This window comes from Arthrobacter sp. Y3221160 (genome assembly GCF_059092585.1).
In genome coordinates this window covers 1,062,447-1,078,479 of sequence record NZ_JBNHHU010000001.1, presented here as the reverse complement: position 1 = coordinate 1,078,479, position 16,033 = coordinate 1,062,447, and the positions used below count along the sequence as shown (strand labels likewise).

The following is a 16,033-nucleotide window of genomic DNA, read 5'->3' as shown; positions in this document are numbered from 1 at the left end:
GATTGACCCGGTAACCTCGTCGCATGTCCCGAGCAGATCAGACGCAGGAATCCCGTGCCAGTGCAACGCCTCCGCGGCCGGTCCCGCTGGTGGCCGACACGGGGGAGCGGGTGGCGCTGACCACATCCACAGGGGCCCCCGTGGTGGTCAAACGGTCAGCACGCCGGCGCCGGACCGTCTCCGCCGCGTGGCGGGACGGGGCCGCCGTGATCTCCATTCCCGGCCACTTTTCGCCGGCGCAGGAACGGGAGTGGGTGCAGCGGATGCTGGCCAGGCTCGAGACGCGCGGCTCCCGGCCGGAGGGACGGACCGCCGCGGGCGACACTGACCTGGCCCGCCACGCGGCGGAGCTGTCGCAGCGTTACCTGGCCGGCAACGCCGTCCCGACCAGCATCCGATGGGTTTCCAACCAGAACGACCGCTGGGGGTCGGCAACGCCGGCCCGGGGCACCATCCGCATCTCGGACAAGATCAAGGACATGCCCGCCTGGGTCGTCGACTACGTGATCCTGCACGAGCTGGCACACCTGCTTGAGCCCGGCCACGGCCCACGCTTCTGGCGCTTGCTGCAGGCCTATCCGGAGCTCGAACGGGCCAAGGCCTTCCTCTCCGGCGCCGCCTTTGCCATGGGCCGCGGCCTGCAGGACGGGGACGACGTGGACGGTGCCGGCGAGAGCGACTGCTAGCCGCGGTCTCCGCTTCCGGAACCGTCCGGGCCTCCGTCGGCGGTGCCGGTATCCTCACCGCCAGCGGAGCCGTCCGGACCTCCGCCGGCGCTGCCGGAGTCTCCACGGTCGGCGGTGCCGTCCGGCTTCCGGGCATCGCCGTCGCCGGGCTGCTGCCCTTCGAAGCCACCGCTTAAGAGTTTCTGCAGCGCCTCGTCGACTTCCGCCTCCGAGGCGTCCAGCAGCTTCCGCCGGGCGCTGAAGCCGGCCGGATCGTCCAGATCCTCCGCGGTCGGCAGCAGGTCGGGGTGGTTCCAGATCGCGTCCCGTCCTTCGACCCCGCGTTCCTCCTTCAGGGCGGACCACAGGGCGGCGGCATCCCGCAGCCGGCGGGGGCGCAGCTCCAGTCCGACCAGAGCCGCGAAGGCGTGTTCCGACGGACCGCCGGTGGCCCGCCGCCGTCGGACCGTTTCGCGCAGCGCCGGTGCCGAGGGCAGGTTGGCCGCTGCGCCGGCGGTGAGCTCGTCCACCCAGCCCTCGACCAGCGCGAGCGCAGTTTCGAGCTTGGCCAGGGCGGCTTCCTGTTCCGGCGTGCGCTTCGGCATGAACACGCCCTGCGAGAGTGCCTGCTGCATGGATTCGGGGTTTGTGGGATCGAGGTCGCGGGCCACTTCCTCGATCCGCCCCATGTCGATATGGATGCCCCGCGCATAGCTTTCGATAGCGCCCAGCAAATAGCCGGAGAGCCACGGGACATGCGTGAACAGGCGGGTGTGCGCAGCTTCCCGGATCGCCAGGAAGAGCAGCACGTCCTGCCCCGGGATGTCCAGGCCCTCGCCGAACGACTTGACGTTGGCCGGCAGCAGGGCCATCTTGCCTTCCACCAGCGGGACACCGATGTCGCTGGAACTGACCACGTCCTTGGCCAGGGCGCCCACGGCCTGGCCCAGCTGCATGCCGAACATCGCGCCGCCGAGGTTCTGCAGCATGGAGTGTGCCCCGCCGAGCATCTGCTTCATCTCCTCCGGCACCTGCTCGGTCAGCGCGCTGGTCAGCGCGAAGGCGATGCTGTTGGCGACCGGCTCCGTCAACCGCTTCCAAGTCGGCAGGGTTGCCTCAACCCACTCGGCGCGGGACCAGGCCCTGCCGATGAGCCCGGTGCCGGGCATGCTCGTCACCGGATCGAGCCACATCTCGGCCAGCCGGAGCGCTTCGTCGACGGCGCGGCCCTGTGCCGTAGAGACGGACGGGTCGCTGTCCGAGGCGGCCACCTTGCGGGCGCTTTCATGGGCCAGTTTCCAGTTGACCGGACCTTCGGCGGGGGCACTCATCATCGCCTGGACCTGCTGGAACATCTGCGCCAAGGCAGTGGGGTCGGAGGGAAGTCCTGCCGCCTTGGCTATTTCCGCGGGATCCATTGCCCCGGCCTGGCCACCGAAGAGCTTGGCGAACATCTCCGCCAGCGGATCCTGCGGGTCGTCGTCGGGCTGCTTGGGGGTCATCACTACCACCGGTCCTCGAGGGTTGGAGCGGGCACGGGCCGCAGCGGCTGCCGGGGAGGCGGCGGGGGCTGTGCCCGGGGTGTTGCGTGAGTTCCACGTTACCGGCAGCCGGGATTCCTTGTCGCGCCGGGCACCGGCAGTTCGCTCAAGGCCGAGCAGGCGCAGCACCACCGATGCCGGGCCGACGGCGTACGCTAGAGCAGGCGCCGCGAGCGCCCCGGGCGGCAGCGCGTTGGGTGCACGGCCCGGACAGCTGCGGGAGGGAACCACCAGGTGACACAGTCCACCAACAACGGCACGGAGCACGGCACGGACGGCTGGTCCGGCAACGTTCCCGGCCCGCAGCCGGCTGCGCCGCCGACCCGAAACCGCAGGCAACCGGTCCTGGCGGCCGCCGCCGTCGTCGCTGTGGTGGCCGGTGCCGCAGGGCTGGCCCTGCCGGCGGGCTACGTCATCGAGACGCCCGGTCCTGCCATCAACACCATCGGTGAGGTTTCCGGCACCCCGCTGATCGAGGTTCCGGACCGGCCCACCTACGAGACTTCCGGCGCCCTGGACCTGACGACGGTGTACGTGGAGGGCGGGCCCAACTCGAACGTCAACATGCTGCAGGTCCTGGCCGCCTGGCTCCATCCCCAGCGCAGCGTCGCACCCGCCGACCTGGTCTACCCCCCGGACGTCACGCAGGACGACATCCAGCAGCAGAATGCGGCGCTGATGGCCTCGTCGCAGGAGTCCTCGATCGCGGCGGCCCTGACCCAGTTGGACGTGGAGTACTCGCAGACCCTCTCGGTGGCCGATTTCACCCCGGACGCGGCGGCGGCAGGAGTCTTGGAGCTGCAGGACGCGATCCGGACCATCAACGGCCGGCCGGTCACCGGCATCGAGGTGCTGCGTGAGGAGCTCAATGCCAGTGCCGGCGCCCCGGTCGAACTGGGCATCGCGCGCGACGGCCGCGAGGAAACCGTGGATGTGGCACCGCGGGCCAACGGCGACGGCGACTACCAGTTGGGCGTCCTGCTGGGCACCGACTTCGACTTTCCGTTCGAAGTGAAGATCCAACTGGACAACGTGGGCGGCCCCAGCGCGGGCATGATGTTCGCGCTGGGGATCATCGACATCCTGACGCCAGGCGAGATGACCGGCGGCAAGCACTTCGCGGGGACCGGCACGATTGACGCCGAAGGCACCGTCGGGCCGATCGGCGGCATCCGGCAGAAAATGCTGGGCGCGCGGGAGGCCGGCGCCACCGTCTTCCTGGCGCCGGAGGCTAACTGCGCGCAGGTCGCCGGACACGTTCCGGAGGGCCTTCAGGTCGTGTCGGTGGCGACGCTGGACGACGCCGTCAAGGCCGTCACCGCGATCGGCGGCGGCGGCGACGCTGCCGCCCTGCCCGGCTGCAGCTGATTCGTTTCAGCGGCGGCGCGGTCACATTCCGGCAACGGTGCCGGACCGTTCCCGCGCCGCGGTTCGCCGGGGCCGGTGTTGACAAGGCAGAATGGGAACGGAACCCTCCGAGACCGCCGTTCGTGGCATCTAGGGGGAGTCTCCCCGCAGCGGCGGTTTCGCCGTGATGCCACGCATGCAGACAACGAGGTAACGAGTGACGTTCGGACAAGACCGGTCTTACGGCGACCGGCCAACACCGCTTAACAGTCCTGGCAAGAAACGTTCCGCATTGGTGCCCACCCTGATCGTGGTGGCCGTCCTGGTGGTGGGCTTCGTCTTCTTCTCCCAGATCTACGCAGACATCCTCTGGTACAACCAGCTGGGCTACCTGGAAGTCATGCTTAAGGAAACCGGCACCAAGATCGCCATCTTCCTCATTGCCTTCCTGATCATGGGCCTTGCCGTCTACTTCAGCCTCCGGCTGGCATACCGTTCACGCCCGGTGTACGCGCCGGACAGCTCGCTGCAGGACAACCTTAACCGTTACCAGCAGCAGCTGGAGCCGGTGCGGCGCCTGCTGATGATCGGCATCCCGGTAGTGCTCGCCGGTTTCGCCGGCACCGCCGCCGCCTCGGCGTGGCAGACCGTCCTGCTGTTCTTCAACCAGCAGCCGTTCGGCCAGACCGATCCCCAGTTCGGCCTTGACTTCAGCTTCTACATGAACACCCTGCCGTTCCTCGGTTTTATTAACGGCTTCCTGATCAGCGTGGTGCTGATTGCCGGCATCGCCGGGCTGCTGACCCACTACCTCTACGGCGGGATCAGGCTGGAGGACAAGGGGTTCTTCGCCTCCACCGCGGCGAAGATCCATGTGGGAATCTTTGCCGCGCTGTTCCTCATCCTGCAGGGTGTCAACTACTGGCTGGACCGGTACGCCACCGTGCAGTCCAACGCCGGAAACTGGACCGGTGCGCTGTACACCGACGTCAACGCCGTGATTCCCACCAAGGCCATCCTCGCCGTCGCCGCCGTGCTGGTGGCCATCCTCTTCATCGTCTCGGCCTTCATCGGCCGCTGGCGGCTGCCGATCGTCGGCACGGCCATGCTTGTCGTCACCGCCATCCTCGCCGGCGGGGTCTACCCGTGGATCGTCCAGCGCTTCCAGGTGATCCCGAATGAGCAGGACGTCGAGGCCCCGTACATCGAACGCAACATCGCCCTGACCCGCCTGGCCTACGGGCTGGACGACGTCCAGACCATGAACTATGAAGCCGTCGTGGAGGCAGAAGCCGGCGCGCTGCGCGAGGACGCCGAAACCACGGCCAATATCCGCCTGCTGGATCCGAACCTGGTGTCGGACGCGTTCGCGCAGCTGGAACAGTTCCGCCAGTACTACCAGTTCGACGAGACCCTCAACGTGGACCGCTACACGGTCGACGGCGAGGTGCAGGACACCGTCATCGCCGTCCGCGAACTGAACACCGCGGGCGTGCCGGCCGGCTGGGTCAACGAGCACCTGCTCTACACCCACGGCTACGGCGTCGTCGCGGCTGCCGGCTCCCGCGTGGAGCCGGACGGCAAACCGTCGTTCATGCTCTCCGGGATCCCGTCGCAGGGCGTGTTGGGCGACGACTCGACCTACGAGCCCAGGATCTACTTCGGCGAAGCGTCTCCGGACTATTCGATCGTCGGTGCGCCCGAGGGCAGCACCCCGATCGAGATCGACCGGCCGCAGAGTGCCAATGCCGAAACCGATACCCGGAACACGTTCGACGGCGACGGCGGTCCCAACATCGGCAACTGGTTCAACCGGTTGGTCTATGCGCTGAAATTCCAGTCGACGGACCTGATGCTGTCGGACGCGGTCAATTCCGAATCGCAGATCCTCTACGACCGCGATCCGCGCCAGCGTATCGAAAAAGTCGCTCCGTACTTGACGGTGGACGGCAATGCCTACCCCGCCATCGTTGACGGCCGCGTGAAGTGGATCGTGGACGCCTACACCACCAGCGAGCACTTCCCGTACTCGACTCCGCAGCAACTGGAGTCGGCCACCATTGACTCCGGGACCACCGGGGGCGCCACGGTGGCACTGCCGGCGGAGGAGGTCAACTACATCCGCAACGCCGTCAAGGCAACCGTGGACGCTTACGACGGGTCCGTGGACCTCTACGCCTGGGACGACCAGGATCCGCTGCTCAAGGCCTGGACGAACGTGTTCCCGACGACGATCAAGCCGTACAGCGAGATGTCGGCCGACCTGATGGCGCACGTGCGCTACCCGGAGGACCTGTTCAAGGTGCAGCGGGAGTTGCTCACCAGGTACCACGTGACCAACGTCAACCGCTTCTACGAGAACTCCGACGCCTGGAGTGTTCCCACGGATCCGACGCTGGGCGAGGGATCGACCGTCAAGCAGCCGCCGTACTACCTGTCGCTGCAGATGCCCAACCAGGACGCGGCGTCCTTCTCGCTCACCACCCCGTTCATTCCGTTCGCCGTTCCCGGCGAGCAGGCACGCAACGTGCTGTACGGGTTCCTTTCCGCCAACGCGGACGCCGGCACCGGCGAAGACGGCGTGAAGTCCGAGGACTACGGCACGCTGCGGTTGCTCGAACTGCCGCGCGACATCACCGTGCCCGGTCCGGGCCAGGCACAGAACCTGTTCAACTCGGACACCGAAGTGTCGCAGGCGCTGAACCTGCTGCGCCAGGGCGCTTCCGAGGTGAAGAACGGCAACCTGCTCAGCCTGCCGGTCGGCGGGGGCATGCTGTACGTGCAGCCGGTCTACGTCCAGTCCTCGGGCGCTTCCTCCTACCCGATCCTGCGCCGCGTGCTGGTGAGCTTCGGTGAGGAAGTCGGCTTCGCCCCGACGCTGTCCGAAGCATTGGACCAGGTGTTCCAAGGCGATTCGGGCGCCACCACCGGCGACGAAGAAAACGTCGGGGAGACACCGGCGACGCCGGACGCACCGGAGACCAGTGCCGAGGAGGACCTGCAGGCGGCCCTGCAGGCCGCGCGCACCGCGATCCAGGAGGGACAGGCCGCGCTGGCGGAGGGCGACTTCGCCGCCTACGGCGAAGCCCAGGAGCGGCTCCAGGCGGCGCTGCAGGACGCCATCGACGCCGAGGCAGCGATCTCCGGCGCCGCCCCCGAAGGCGGAGCGGACGGGGCAACGGAGCAGCCTTCTCCGGAGGCGACCGAGGGCAACTGACCGATTTGCTTCGTTACCCCGCGGCCGGTAATGTATTCACTGCGCCGCGGGGTGGAGCAGTTCGGTAGCTCGCTGGGCTCATAACCCAGAGGTCAGAGGTTCAAATCCTCTCCCCGCAACCAAGAGCAAGGGCCCCGTCCGATGTCATATCGGGCGGGGCTTTTGCATGCCCCGATGCCGCAAGCCGGACCGGCTGTGCCCGGGGGGCCGCAAGCCGGACCGGCGTGCCCGGGGGCCGCGAGCCGGACCGGCTGTGCCCGGGGTGCCGCAAGCCGGACCGGCGTGCCTGGGCCGCAAGGCCGCGAGCCAGGCGGGTTAGTGCCCGAGGCCACAACCCCGACCGGTAGTATGGTTTCACCCGTCCCCGATTTTCCCTCGGAAAGATCGTTGTTGTTTCATGCTGGAATCAGTGAGCAGCTACGCCCTGGCCGCCGGAGCGGCAGCCCTGTTCAACCCCTGCAGCCTGCTCCTGTTGCCGGCGTGGCTCCTGATGGCCGCCGGCAGCAGCTGGCACAGCACGGCCGCTGACGCCGTGCGCCGGTCCGCCGTGACGGCTCTTGTCTTGACCGGCGGCTACACGACGTCGTTCTCGTTGGCGCTCCTGGCGGCAGGTAATCCGGCGACCCATGCCGGGGCCCTGGCCTACATTTCGGCCGGGACCGGGATGTTGTTGGTCCTGCTCGCGTCCTTCCTGGTGGCCGGCGGGCGGGTCCGGCTGTTGCAGGCAGCGGCGGCGGGAGGCGGAGCGTTCGTCCGGCTCGGCGCGATGGCTGTTGCTGGTGCGGTGCTCGGGCTGGCCTCGCTCGCGCCACAGCTGCCGGAATTGCTGGCCGCGGCCGGGGAGCAGGGCGGCGCGGAAGCCCCTGTCGCCGGCATGGCCGCCTACGTCCTGGGCCTGCTCGCCGGTTTCGGCCTGCTGTGCGCCGCAGCGTCCTCGGTCGGGGCCGCCGCCGGCCGGCGATGGCCCGAAGCCTGGCCGGTGCTGGAAAGAGCCCAGGGCTACCTGCTGCTGCTCGCCGGGCTGGGCACCGCCTACTACGCCTTCTTTGCTGTCCGGAATGCCGCGGGACACCAGGTCGAGGACCGGCTGATCGATGCCGCGCACGGGGCCCACGGGTTGCTTACCGATGTGCTGTACGCCGTCCCCGCCTGGTTGGTTCCAACTGCCTACCTTGCATTGATCGGCTGGCTACTGCTGCGCAGGCGGCGTCCCGGGCCCCCGGAACCTGAGTCCGGGCACGACCGGGCCGCCACCCCTGCTCCGGCCGCGGCGCCCGCCACCCCTGCTCCGGCCGCGGCGCCCGCCACCCCTGCGCCGGCCGCGGCGCCCGCCGCACAGCCGGCTCCGGCGGCGTCCCGGGCGGGCTCCCGCCGTCGTCCGTCGCCAGAGCAGGACGGGGGAGTGGCTTCGGCGCCGCGGGGGCGGGGCGCCGGCGTGCCGGACGCAGTCGAGCACCGTCCCCGGCACTACAACCCCAAGGCCCTGCGCCGCGCGCGGATCCGCGCCTCCGGACCCGGCCGTTTCACCGGCCGCAGCCTTCTCCGGGCCGTGAAGCCGCGCCGTTAACGCGATCGCACCGCCCCCGGAAAGGAAGGACCCGGGCCGACAGGAAAGGCTCCGGGCCACACCGGAAGGTGCGGCACGGAGCCATTCATGCCAGGGCGGCCGGAGGGCTGGTGCTCAGTAGCTCTCTGAGGTAGCTTCCTTGCCGGCCTCCAGCGACGACGGGGCCGGGCCGGTCCCGGACTTCAGGGCTGCCAACCGCGCCTCAACCTCCGTCTGCTCGCCGAGGTCTTCCAGGCTCTCGAACTGGGCATCCAGGCTGGAAGCGGCCAGCTCGGCCTGGCCGCGTACCTTTGCTTCCTCGCGGCGGATCTTCTCCTCAAAGCGGCCGACTTCGCTGGTCGGGTCGAGAATGTCGATGCTCTTGATGGCGTCGTGGACCTGCGACTGGGCCTGCGCGGTCTTGGCGCGCGCGATCAGCTCGTCACGCTTGTTCTGCAGCTCATTGAGCTTGGACTTCATCTGGTTGAGTCCCTGCTTGAGCTTTTCCACGATTTCGGTCTGCGAGGAGATCGTGGGCTCGGCGCCCTTTGCTTCGTTCTCCGAGGAGATCTGGCGCTGGATTGCCACCTTCGCGAGGTTGTCGAACTTCTCGGCGTCGGCGGCGTGGCCCGAGGTGCGGTACTCATCGGCCTTTCGGCTGGCGGCCAAGGCCTTGGCACCCCAGCTGCGGGCGTTCTCGAGGTCTTCGTTGTAGTCGTCCTGCAGCATGCGCAGGTTGCCGATGGTCTGCGCGACGGCGCTTTCGGCTTCGGCAATGTTGTTCGTGTAGTCGCGGACCATCTGGTCCAGCATCTTCTGCGGATCCTCCGCCTGGTCGAGCAGCGCGTTAATGTTTGCCTTGGCCAACTGTGCCATGCGGCCGAAAATTGAGTGCTTTACCACGGTGATGCCTTTCGATCGGGATTACTCGAACTTTGCCTTCCAAGCAGCCAGGATGGCTGCCCGGTCTGTCTGGTCTAGAAACCGCCGCCGGCTCCGCCGCCGTCGCCGAAGCCACCGAAGCCGCCGCCGCCACCGCCGAAACCGCCGAAGCCGCCGCCGCCGAAAACGTCACCGCCGCCGCCGCCACCGAAGATCCCGCCGCCGCCGTGCGAGCCGTGTCCGCCGTGCAGGATGGAATCGATGAGGATGCCGCCGAGGATTGCCCCGCCCAGGCCGCCGCCCCGACCGCCGAACATTCCGCCGCCGCCGAAGCCGCCCATGCCGCCGCCGAAACCGTCCACATCCTCCTGGGCCATCTGGCTGGCCTGCTGCGCCAGGGCATTGGCTTGGCGGGCGTAGTGGAGCGCCTGCTCCGGATCCGAGTCGGCGATGGCCAGCGCATGGTCGAGATTTCGTTCCGCCTCCGCCAGCCGGGTGCGTGCCTCGCTGCGAACGCCGCCGCGCCGCGCCTGGATGTAATCCGAGGTGCCGGAGATCTGGGCCTGCGCGGACATGATGGCGTGCTGCAGGGCCTCGCGGGCACGCCGGTTGCGGTCCTGGGCGTCCCGGATCCCGGAGAGCGAGGCATCCAAGGGCTCCATGGCTGCCTCCAGCCGCTGCACCATCATGATCGGATCGATGCGTCCCCCGGCGACCTCCTGCCGGACGGCGGACACGGCCGCCTCCAGCCCGGCCAAGGGGCCGGCAAGCTCGGGGTGCTGCCCGGAGGCGATGATGGCCCTGGCTTGGGCGATGTCCTGGGTCGCGTCGGCGATGCTGCGTTCCATGCTCTGCCGGGCGTCCTCGAGGTCCTTGGCCGTCCTGGCGATGGCCTCCAACAGGATGTTGGCCTGGTGCAGGCTCTCCTCGGCCGCGCGCACGGCGATCACGGCGGCGCTGCGGTCTCCTTCGTCGAGCTTGTCCTGCGCGGTGTCGGCCGCGTTCTCGACGAAATCCAGTCGTTCCCCGGCCTGGCCGATGTTGTCGGCGACCTGTTGCAGCGCGCTGTCGGCGAAGCGGGCGCGAAGCTGTTCCAGCCGGGCCGTGCCGTCGTCCAGCCTGCCGCGGGTTTCCCGGGCGGCGGCCCGAGCCTGCTCAAGCGCCTGCGGTGCGGTTTTTTCCAGCTCCCGCAGCGCGTCGAAGTCCTCTTTGTGTGCCTGGAGGGAATCGTTGACTGCCTCACAGCGGCGGATGATGTCGCCCAGCCAGGCGCGCTGCTCTTCTTCGGTGTCCGGAATATGGTCATCGAGCTGCTGCTGCAGTTTGAAAGACTCCATCATGTGGGACTTGGCCGCGGTGATGTCCTGGCGGAACGGCTGCACGGCTTCGTCCCCGTACTGGGCCATGGCGAAGCCCAGTTCCTGCTCGCTCGATTTGATCGCGTCGTCGGCGGCCACCAGCAGGCTGCCGGCCTTCTTGCGAAGGTCCTCCACGGACATGGCGTCATGCGGATCCAGCGGCCGCCCGTCGGGGCCGGTCTGCAGCTGAGGCTGCGGGCGCTGGTTCTTGTTCCGCTTGGATCGGGCATACAGCAGTGCCGCGCCGCCGCCCACCACCACGACGCCGCCAATGAGCAGCACCGGGCCCAGCGAGCCGCCACCGGATCCGACGGAACCGTCACCGCCGGTGGCGGCGTCCTCGACCGCCGCCACGGCGGTCAGCGCGGCCCCTGCCCAGTCCGCTTCGCCGAGGGCAGGCCGGATCGATTGCGCGATGTTCTGGTCCTGGGAGACGACGGGGTTGCCCTCGGCCGACTGGAACAGGTATTCGCGGCCGTCGACCGCAACGGCCAGCAAGCTGTCGACGGAGCCCAGCGAGTTGAGCTCGGCCATCTCCAGCACCCACTGCTTGCGGTCGGCCGGTTCGGTGAATTCATCCACGAAGACGATGTAGACGTTCAGGCCTTCGGACTGCTGCAGCTCGCGTACCGCGTCCTCGACCTCGGCCGTCCGGGCACCGAGCACACCGGCCTGGTCCACTACGAACTCGCCCGGCGGAATGTCGACCGGCGGCACCGCGTGCGCCAGCGCTGCGGGCGCGAGAAAGACTGCCGTCAGGCCGGCTACGGCCGCCAGACGCCTGAACGGTGAGCGCATAAAGGTCCCTTCAGCAGCAGCTGGGGCCGTGGCGCCCCGGCTCATCGGCGTGGTCCTGGCCCCGGCCGGGGCGGATCCACCCACTCGTGATTCTATGGTCCTGCGTTTGGCACCGTCCACCACAGCCCTCCGCCCGCGGCGAACACCCGAGCAGCTCCTCCGCCGCATGTGGCGGACTGCGATACATCGTTTGACCCTATGGGCGGGCGTGCGGAGGCGTCCGGCGGGGCCGCGCCCCGTCGCCGGCATACGGCTGGTTTCCAGATTCCTTACAGGAAACGTGCGACGTTATCCCAGCGAAGCCGTGCATAGTGGAATGCAGACCAAGAAAGGACCTGCCATGAGCGAGAACAACCAGGAGCCGCAGCAGCGGCCCGCCCGGCCGATGCCACCGTTGCCGCAGAATCCGCCGGCCTTCCGTGCCGGGGAGCAGCCGGCGGCAACCGACGAGACCCAGCGGTTCCGTCGCCCGGCACCGGAAGCTGCGCGGCAGGTTTCGGCGCAAGACCAGGCCCGGCAGGAGCCCCAACACCACACCCCGCAGCAGCCTCAGTACGGCCAGCACGCCCCGGGCACGTTTGGCCAGTATGCCGTGCCGTCCTACGGCCCGGAGAACGCGGGCAGTCCAGGCGGCTACGGGGGACAGGGCCACACCCCCGGATACGGGAGCGGCAGCCACGGGCAGGGGAACGGCTACGGAAACCCGGCAGGCGGGCAGCGTGCCGGGGCGGGCGCCAGGAAACGCTTTGGCACCGGGACGCTGATCGCCGGCATGTTGCTGGCAGGCCTGGCCGGCGGTGGAGTCGCCGTGGGTTCGCAGGCGCTGGCGGACGGCTCGGCGGGCACCTCCATCACCGGCAGCGGTCCGGAGCAGCTGATCGTGAACAACACGGACTCGGTCAACGAGATCACCGCCGCGGCGGCCAAGGCCTCGCCGAGCGTGGTGACGATCTCGGTGGCCAGCGGCAACACCGGGGGATCAGGATCGGGCATCATCCTGGACACGGAGGGGCATATCCTCACCAACGCGCACGTGGTGACGCTGGGCGGCCAGACGGCTAATCCCGACGTCGAGGTGCGCACCAGCGACGGCGGCGTGCACAAGGCCAAGGTGGTCGGCACCGATCCCTTGTCGGACCTGGCCGTGATCAAGATCAATGCCAAGGGCCTCACGCCCGCGACGTTTGCCGACTCCGACAAGCTCAACGTCGGCGACACCACCATTGCCATCGGAGCGCCGCTGGGCCTGGCGGGCACCGTCACCGACGGCATCGTGTCCACCTTGAGCCGCACCATCAGCGTCTCGTCCTCCGCCGTGCCGGAGAATTCAGGCGACAGTGCCCAGCCGGGCCCGGGCGACCAGTGGAACTTCCAGTTCCCCGGCGAGGAACGGTCCTCGAACCAGGGCAGCATTTTCCTGAATGTCATCCAGACCGACGCGGCGATCAACCATGGCAACTCGGGCGGTCCGCTCGTGAACACCAACGGAGAGGTCATCGGCGTCAACGTGGCCATCGCTTCCTCGGGCGAAGACAGCGGCAGCATCGGCGTGGGCTTTTCCATCCCCAGCAACTACGCGCAGCGGATCGCCCAGGACCTGATCGAAGACGGGACGGCGAGCCACGGCCAACTCGGTGTGACGGTGACGGCCAAGCCCTCCGGCAACTCCTCCGGCAACACCCAGTTCTCGGTGGGGGCGGCCGTCGTGGAGGTGGTTGAGGGATCGCCCGCCAAGGAGGCCGGCCTGCAAAAGGGCGACGTCATCACCCGGGTGGAAAACCGCGTCATTGACGACAGCCAGTCCTTGACCGCGGCCATCCGCGAACACGCCGCCGGCAGCACCGTGCAGGTCACCTACCTGCGTGGCGGCGAAGAACGCACCGTCGACGTGACCCTGGGCGAAGGCCAGGCCTGACCGCACGTCCCCGGTGAGGCACCAGCCCTCACCGGGGCGGCGCACAACGGCAGCCCCGCAGGTGTTTACCGCCGCGGGGTTTGCCGTGGCGCAGGCGGCGGCCCCGCAGGTGTTTACCGCCGCGGCGATGCCGGTAAGGTTAGGGTGTTTGCAGCGGCCCGCAACACCCGCGCGGGCCGTGGACGGCGGAAGGAAGTTCAGCGAGGATGCAAAAAGCAGCAGGCACAGCCTTGAACATCGTGGTGCTGGTCAAGCACGTACCGGACGCACAGTTCGACCGGCACCTGACCGGCGATCCGGCAACGGTGGACCGCTCGGAGAGCATCCTGTCCGAACTGGACGAATACGCCATCGAAGCCGCCCTGCAGCTGGCGGAGGAGCGCGGCGGCCCGAAGGCCGGCAACCGGGTCATCGCACTGAGCATGGGCCCGGCAGCAGCGGCCACCGCCGTGAAGAAGGCGCTCCAGATCGGCGCCACCGAAGGCATGCACGTAAACGATGATGCCCTGGCCGGCTCGGACGCCGCCGGGACGTCGCTGGTGCTGGCGGCCGCCGTCCGCAGCCTCGGCGACATCGACCTGGTGCTCACCGGGATGGCATCCACCGACGGCGAAACCTCGCTGGTTCCGGCGCAGCTGGCCGAGCGCCTGGGCCTGCCGCAGCTGACCTTCGCCGCCAGCCTGGAGGTCGACGGGACCACCGTGCGCGCCCGTCGGGACGGCGATACCCACGCCGACAGCCTGGAAGCGGAACTCCCCGCGGTGGTATCGGTCACCGACCAGATTAACGAACCGCGTTACCCGAACTTCAAGGGCATCATCGCCGCCAAGAAAAAGCCCGTGGCCACCGTGTCGCTGGCGGATTTGGGCATCGAATCCGGCGCGGTCGGCACGGCGGGTGCCTGGACCGCCGTCGCCAAGGCAGAAGCGCGGCCGCCGCGGTCGCAGGGCACCATCATCACCGATGAGGGCGACGCCGGGATCCGCCTGGTGGACTTCCTGGCCGCCCAGAACCTGCTCTAGTCCGCCACGGAAACCGCGAAGGATATCGGCACCATGACTACTGTTCTTGTCTTCATCGACCGTCCCGGTCACGCCCTGCACAAGATCCACCGGGAACTGCTCACGCTCGCCCGCAGCATCGGAGAACCGGTGGCAGCATTCAACGGCGATCTCACCGACGCCCTGCGGACCGAGCTCGGGGAGTACGGCGTGGGCACCGTCTACCTGCCGGCCGCGGACGTGGACGGCGCCCTGGTGGCCCCGAAGGCCGCCTTCCTGGCGGCGGCCGTGCGCCAGGCCCCTCCGGCCGCGGTGCTGCTCGACAACACGTTCGAAGGCAAGGAGATCGCCGCACGGGCCGGCATCAAGCTGTCATCCGGGGTCATCACCGACGCCATCGACGTTTCGGCGGACCTGACGGTCACCAAGAGCGTGCTGGCCGGCGCCTATACCGTGCAGGCCAACGTCACCGAAGGCACGCCGGTCATCACCGTGAAGGCCAATGTTGTGGCCGAGGCGCCGGCGGCCCAGGCCGCGGCGCCGCAGGTCGTGACGGTCGACGCGGGGGACTTCGGCCCCGCCGCCCGCATCACCGAACGCACCGAGAAGACCGCCACCGGCCGTCCTGACCTGACCGAGGCACGCGTCGTCGTGGCCGGGGGCCGCGGCACCGGCGGCGATTTCGCGCCGATCGAAGACCTGGCCGACGCGCTCGGCGGGGCGGTGGGTGCCTCCCGGGCCGCCACCGATGCCGGCTGGATCGAGCACTCGGCGCAGGTCGGCCAGACCGGCAAGACCGTCTCGCCCCAGCTCTACATTTCCGCGGGCATCTCCGGGGCCATCCAGCAGAAGGCCGGCATGCAGACCGCCAAGGTGATTGTTGCGGTCAACAACGACGCCGACTCGCCGGTCTTCGAGATCGCCGACTTCGGCATCGTGGGCGACCTGGCCACCGTCTTGCCGCAGGCCGCCGCCGAGATCCGCCGGCGGAAGGGCTAGCGGCGGTGACGGTTGAGGAATTCCAGCCGGCACGCGTCCTGGTCTTTGCCGCGCACCCCGACGACCTGGACTTCGGGGCTGCCGGCACCATTGCCCGCTGGACCGCGGCGGGCGTGGAAGTCAGCTACTGCATCATGACCGACGGCGACGCGGGCGGCTTTGACGACGCCCAGCGCGCCGGCATCGTCGAACTGCGGGCGGCCGAGCAGGCCAAGGCCGCGGCGCTGGCCGGCGTCACCGACCTGCATTTCCTGCATCAGCCCGACGGCTACCTGGAGCCCACCCACGAGGTGATCCGCCAGGTGGTGGAGCTGATGCGCCGCATCCGGCCCGACATCGTGCTGTCCATGCACCCGGAGCGTGCCTGGGACCGCATCCAAAAGAGCCACCCGGACCATCTGGCCTGCGGAGAAATCGTCACCCGCGCGATCTACCCGGCCGTGGAAAACCCGTACGCCTATCCCGAACTGCTCGAGGCAGGGCTGGCCGCCTACAAGGTGCCGTTCCTGTGGTTCTACGGCGGGCCGCGGGAACGCGAGAACCACTACGTGGACATCACCGACCACGTCGACACGAAGCTGGCCGCCATCAGGATCCACGCGAGCCAACATCCAGACCTGGCCGCCATGGACGCCCGCGTACGCCAGAACCTGGCGGAGAACGCCATGCGCGGCGGCCTGCCCGGACGCAGCGCCGAAGCCTTCCACGTGGTGGGGATCAATACCCCGGAAACCATCGCCGGATTCTGACGCAGGCCGCCCGCC

General features: G+C 68.9%; 11 protein-coding genes and 1 tRNA gene. 9 read left to right on the top strand and 3 right to left on the bottom strand.

Going from position 1 to position 16,033, the window contains the following annotated elements; translation table 11 throughout:
• Positions 1–23 precede the first annotated feature (23 nt).
• On the top strand, positions 24–686 hold the full coding sequence (locus AC5RWG_RS04885; protein WP_494012541.1) for a M48 family metallopeptidase: 663 nt from the start codon (positions 24–26) through the stop codon (positions 684–686).
• On the opposite strand, the gene AC5RWG_RS04880 is transcribed toward AC5RWG_RS04885, so the two are convergent.
• Positions 683–2,167 (bottom strand): zinc-dependent metalloprotease, encoded by a 1,485-nt coding sequence (locus AC5RWG_RS04880; RefSeq protein ID WP_494075536.1) that lies wholly within the window; start codon positions 2,165–2,167, stop codon positions 683–685. The two genes, AC5RWG_RS04885 and AC5RWG_RS04880, sit on opposite strands and share 4 nt — an antisense overlap.
• A 273-nt stretch (positions 2,168–2,440) precedes the next feature.
• Between AC5RWG_RS04880 and AC5RWG_RS04875 the strand changes: the two genes are divergently transcribed.
• From AC5RWG_RS04875 to AC5RWG_RS04860, 4 genes are all read left to right on the top strand, one after another.
• The gene (locus tag AC5RWG_RS04875) at positions 2,441–3,574 is read left to right on the top strand and encodes a YlbL family protein (protein WP_494022659.1); all 1,134 of its coding nucleotides are present in this window, start codon (positions 2,441–2,443) and stop codon (positions 3,572–3,574) included.
• Positions 3,575–3,845: 271 nt separating this feature from the next.
• On the top strand, positions 3,846–6,770 hold the full coding sequence (locus tag AC5RWG_RS04870) for a UPF0182 family membrane protein (RefSeq protein ID WP_494000249.1): 2,925 nt from the start codon (positions 3,846–3,848) through the stop codon (positions 6,768–6,770).
• A gap of 45 nt (positions 6,771–6,815) precedes the next feature.
• Positions 6,816–6,892, top strand: a tRNA-Met gene (locus AC5RWG_RS04865).
• A 287-nt stretch (positions 6,893–7,179) separates the two neighbouring features.
• Complete coding sequence (locus tag AC5RWG_RS04860) at positions 7,180–8,337, top strand: hypothetical protein (RefSeq protein ID WP_494166509.1); 1,158 nt, start codon at positions 7,180–7,182, stop codon at positions 8,335–8,337.
• Between the two features lie 114 nt (positions 8,338–8,451).
• Here AC5RWG_RS04860 and AC5RWG_RS04855 read toward each other — a convergent pair whose 3' ends face one another.
• Together AC5RWG_RS04855 and AC5RWG_RS04850 are read right to left on the bottom strand one after the other, a co-directional pair.
• A complete protein-coding gene (locus AC5RWG_RS04855) occupies positions 8,452–9,219 on the bottom strand; it encodes a PspA/IM30 family protein (protein ID WP_494000247.1) in 768 nt (255 codons plus the stop codon).
• A 74-nt stretch (positions 9,220–9,293) separates the two neighbouring features.
• On the bottom strand, positions 9,294–11,354 hold the full coding sequence (locus tag AC5RWG_RS04850; RefSeq protein ID WP_494166508.1) for a TPM domain-containing protein: 2,061 nt from the start codon (positions 11,352–11,354) through the stop codon (positions 9,294–9,296).
• 340 nt (positions 11,355–11,694) lie between these two features.
• Between AC5RWG_RS04850 and AC5RWG_RS04845 the strand changes: the two genes are divergently transcribed.
• The 4 genes from AC5RWG_RS04845 to AC5RWG_RS04830 all read left to right on the top strand — a co-directional run bounded on the left by AC5RWG_RS04845 (position 11,695) and on the right by AC5RWG_RS04830 (position 16,018).
• On the top strand, positions 11,695–13,269 hold the full coding sequence (locus AC5RWG_RS04845; RefSeq protein WP_494166507.1) for a S1C family serine protease: 1,575 nt from the start codon (positions 11,695–11,697) through the stop codon (positions 13,267–13,269).
• A 206-nt stretch (positions 13,270–13,475) separates the two neighbouring features.
• Positions 13,476–14,291, top strand: coding sequence for an electron transfer flavoprotein subunit beta/FixA family protein (locus AC5RWG_RS04840; protein WP_494166506.1), 816 nt, complete (start codon positions 13,476–13,478; stop codon positions 14,289–14,291).
• 33 nt (positions 14,292–14,324) lie between these two features.
• Positions 14,325–15,269 (top strand): electron transfer flavoprotein subunit alpha/FixB family protein, encoded by a 945-nt coding sequence (locus AC5RWG_RS04835; protein WP_494012534.1) that lies wholly within the window; start codon positions 14,325–14,327, stop codon positions 15,267–15,269.
• A gap of 5 nt (positions 15,270–15,274) precedes the next feature.
• A complete protein-coding gene (locus tag AC5RWG_RS04830) occupies positions 15,275–16,018 on the top strand; it encodes a PIG-L deacetylase family protein (RefSeq protein WP_494012533.1) in 744 nt (247 codons plus the stop codon).
• The last annotated feature ends 15 nt before the right edge of the window (positions 16,019–16,033 follow it).

Excerpts from the sequence above, each read along its gene's own strand:
- AC5RWG_RS04885 (WP_494012541.1), top strand. The coding sequence starts at position 24 with ATGTCCCGAGCAGATCAGACGCAGGAATCCCGTGCCAGTGCAACGCCT.
- AC5RWG_RS04880 (WP_494075536.1), bottom strand. The coding sequence starts at position 2,167 with ATGACCCCCAAGCAGCCCGACGACGACCCGCAGGATCCGCTGGCGGAG.
- AC5RWG_RS04850 (WP_494166508.1), bottom strand. The coding sequence starts at position 11,354 with ATGCGCTCACCGTTCAGGCGTCTGGCGGCCGTAGCCGGCCTGACGGCA.
- AC5RWG_RS04845 (WP_494166507.1), top strand. The coding sequence starts at position 11,695 with ATGAGCGAGAACAACCAGGAGCCGCAGCAGCGGCCCGCCCGGCCGATG.
- AC5RWG_RS04840 (WP_494166506.1), top strand. The coding sequence starts at position 13,476 with ATGCAAAAAGCAGCAGGCACAGCCTTGAACATCGTGGTGCTGGTCAAG.
- AC5RWG_RS04835 (WP_494012534.1), top strand. The coding sequence starts at position 14,325 with ATGACTACTGTTCTTGTCTTCATCGACCGTCCCGGTCACGCCCTGCAC.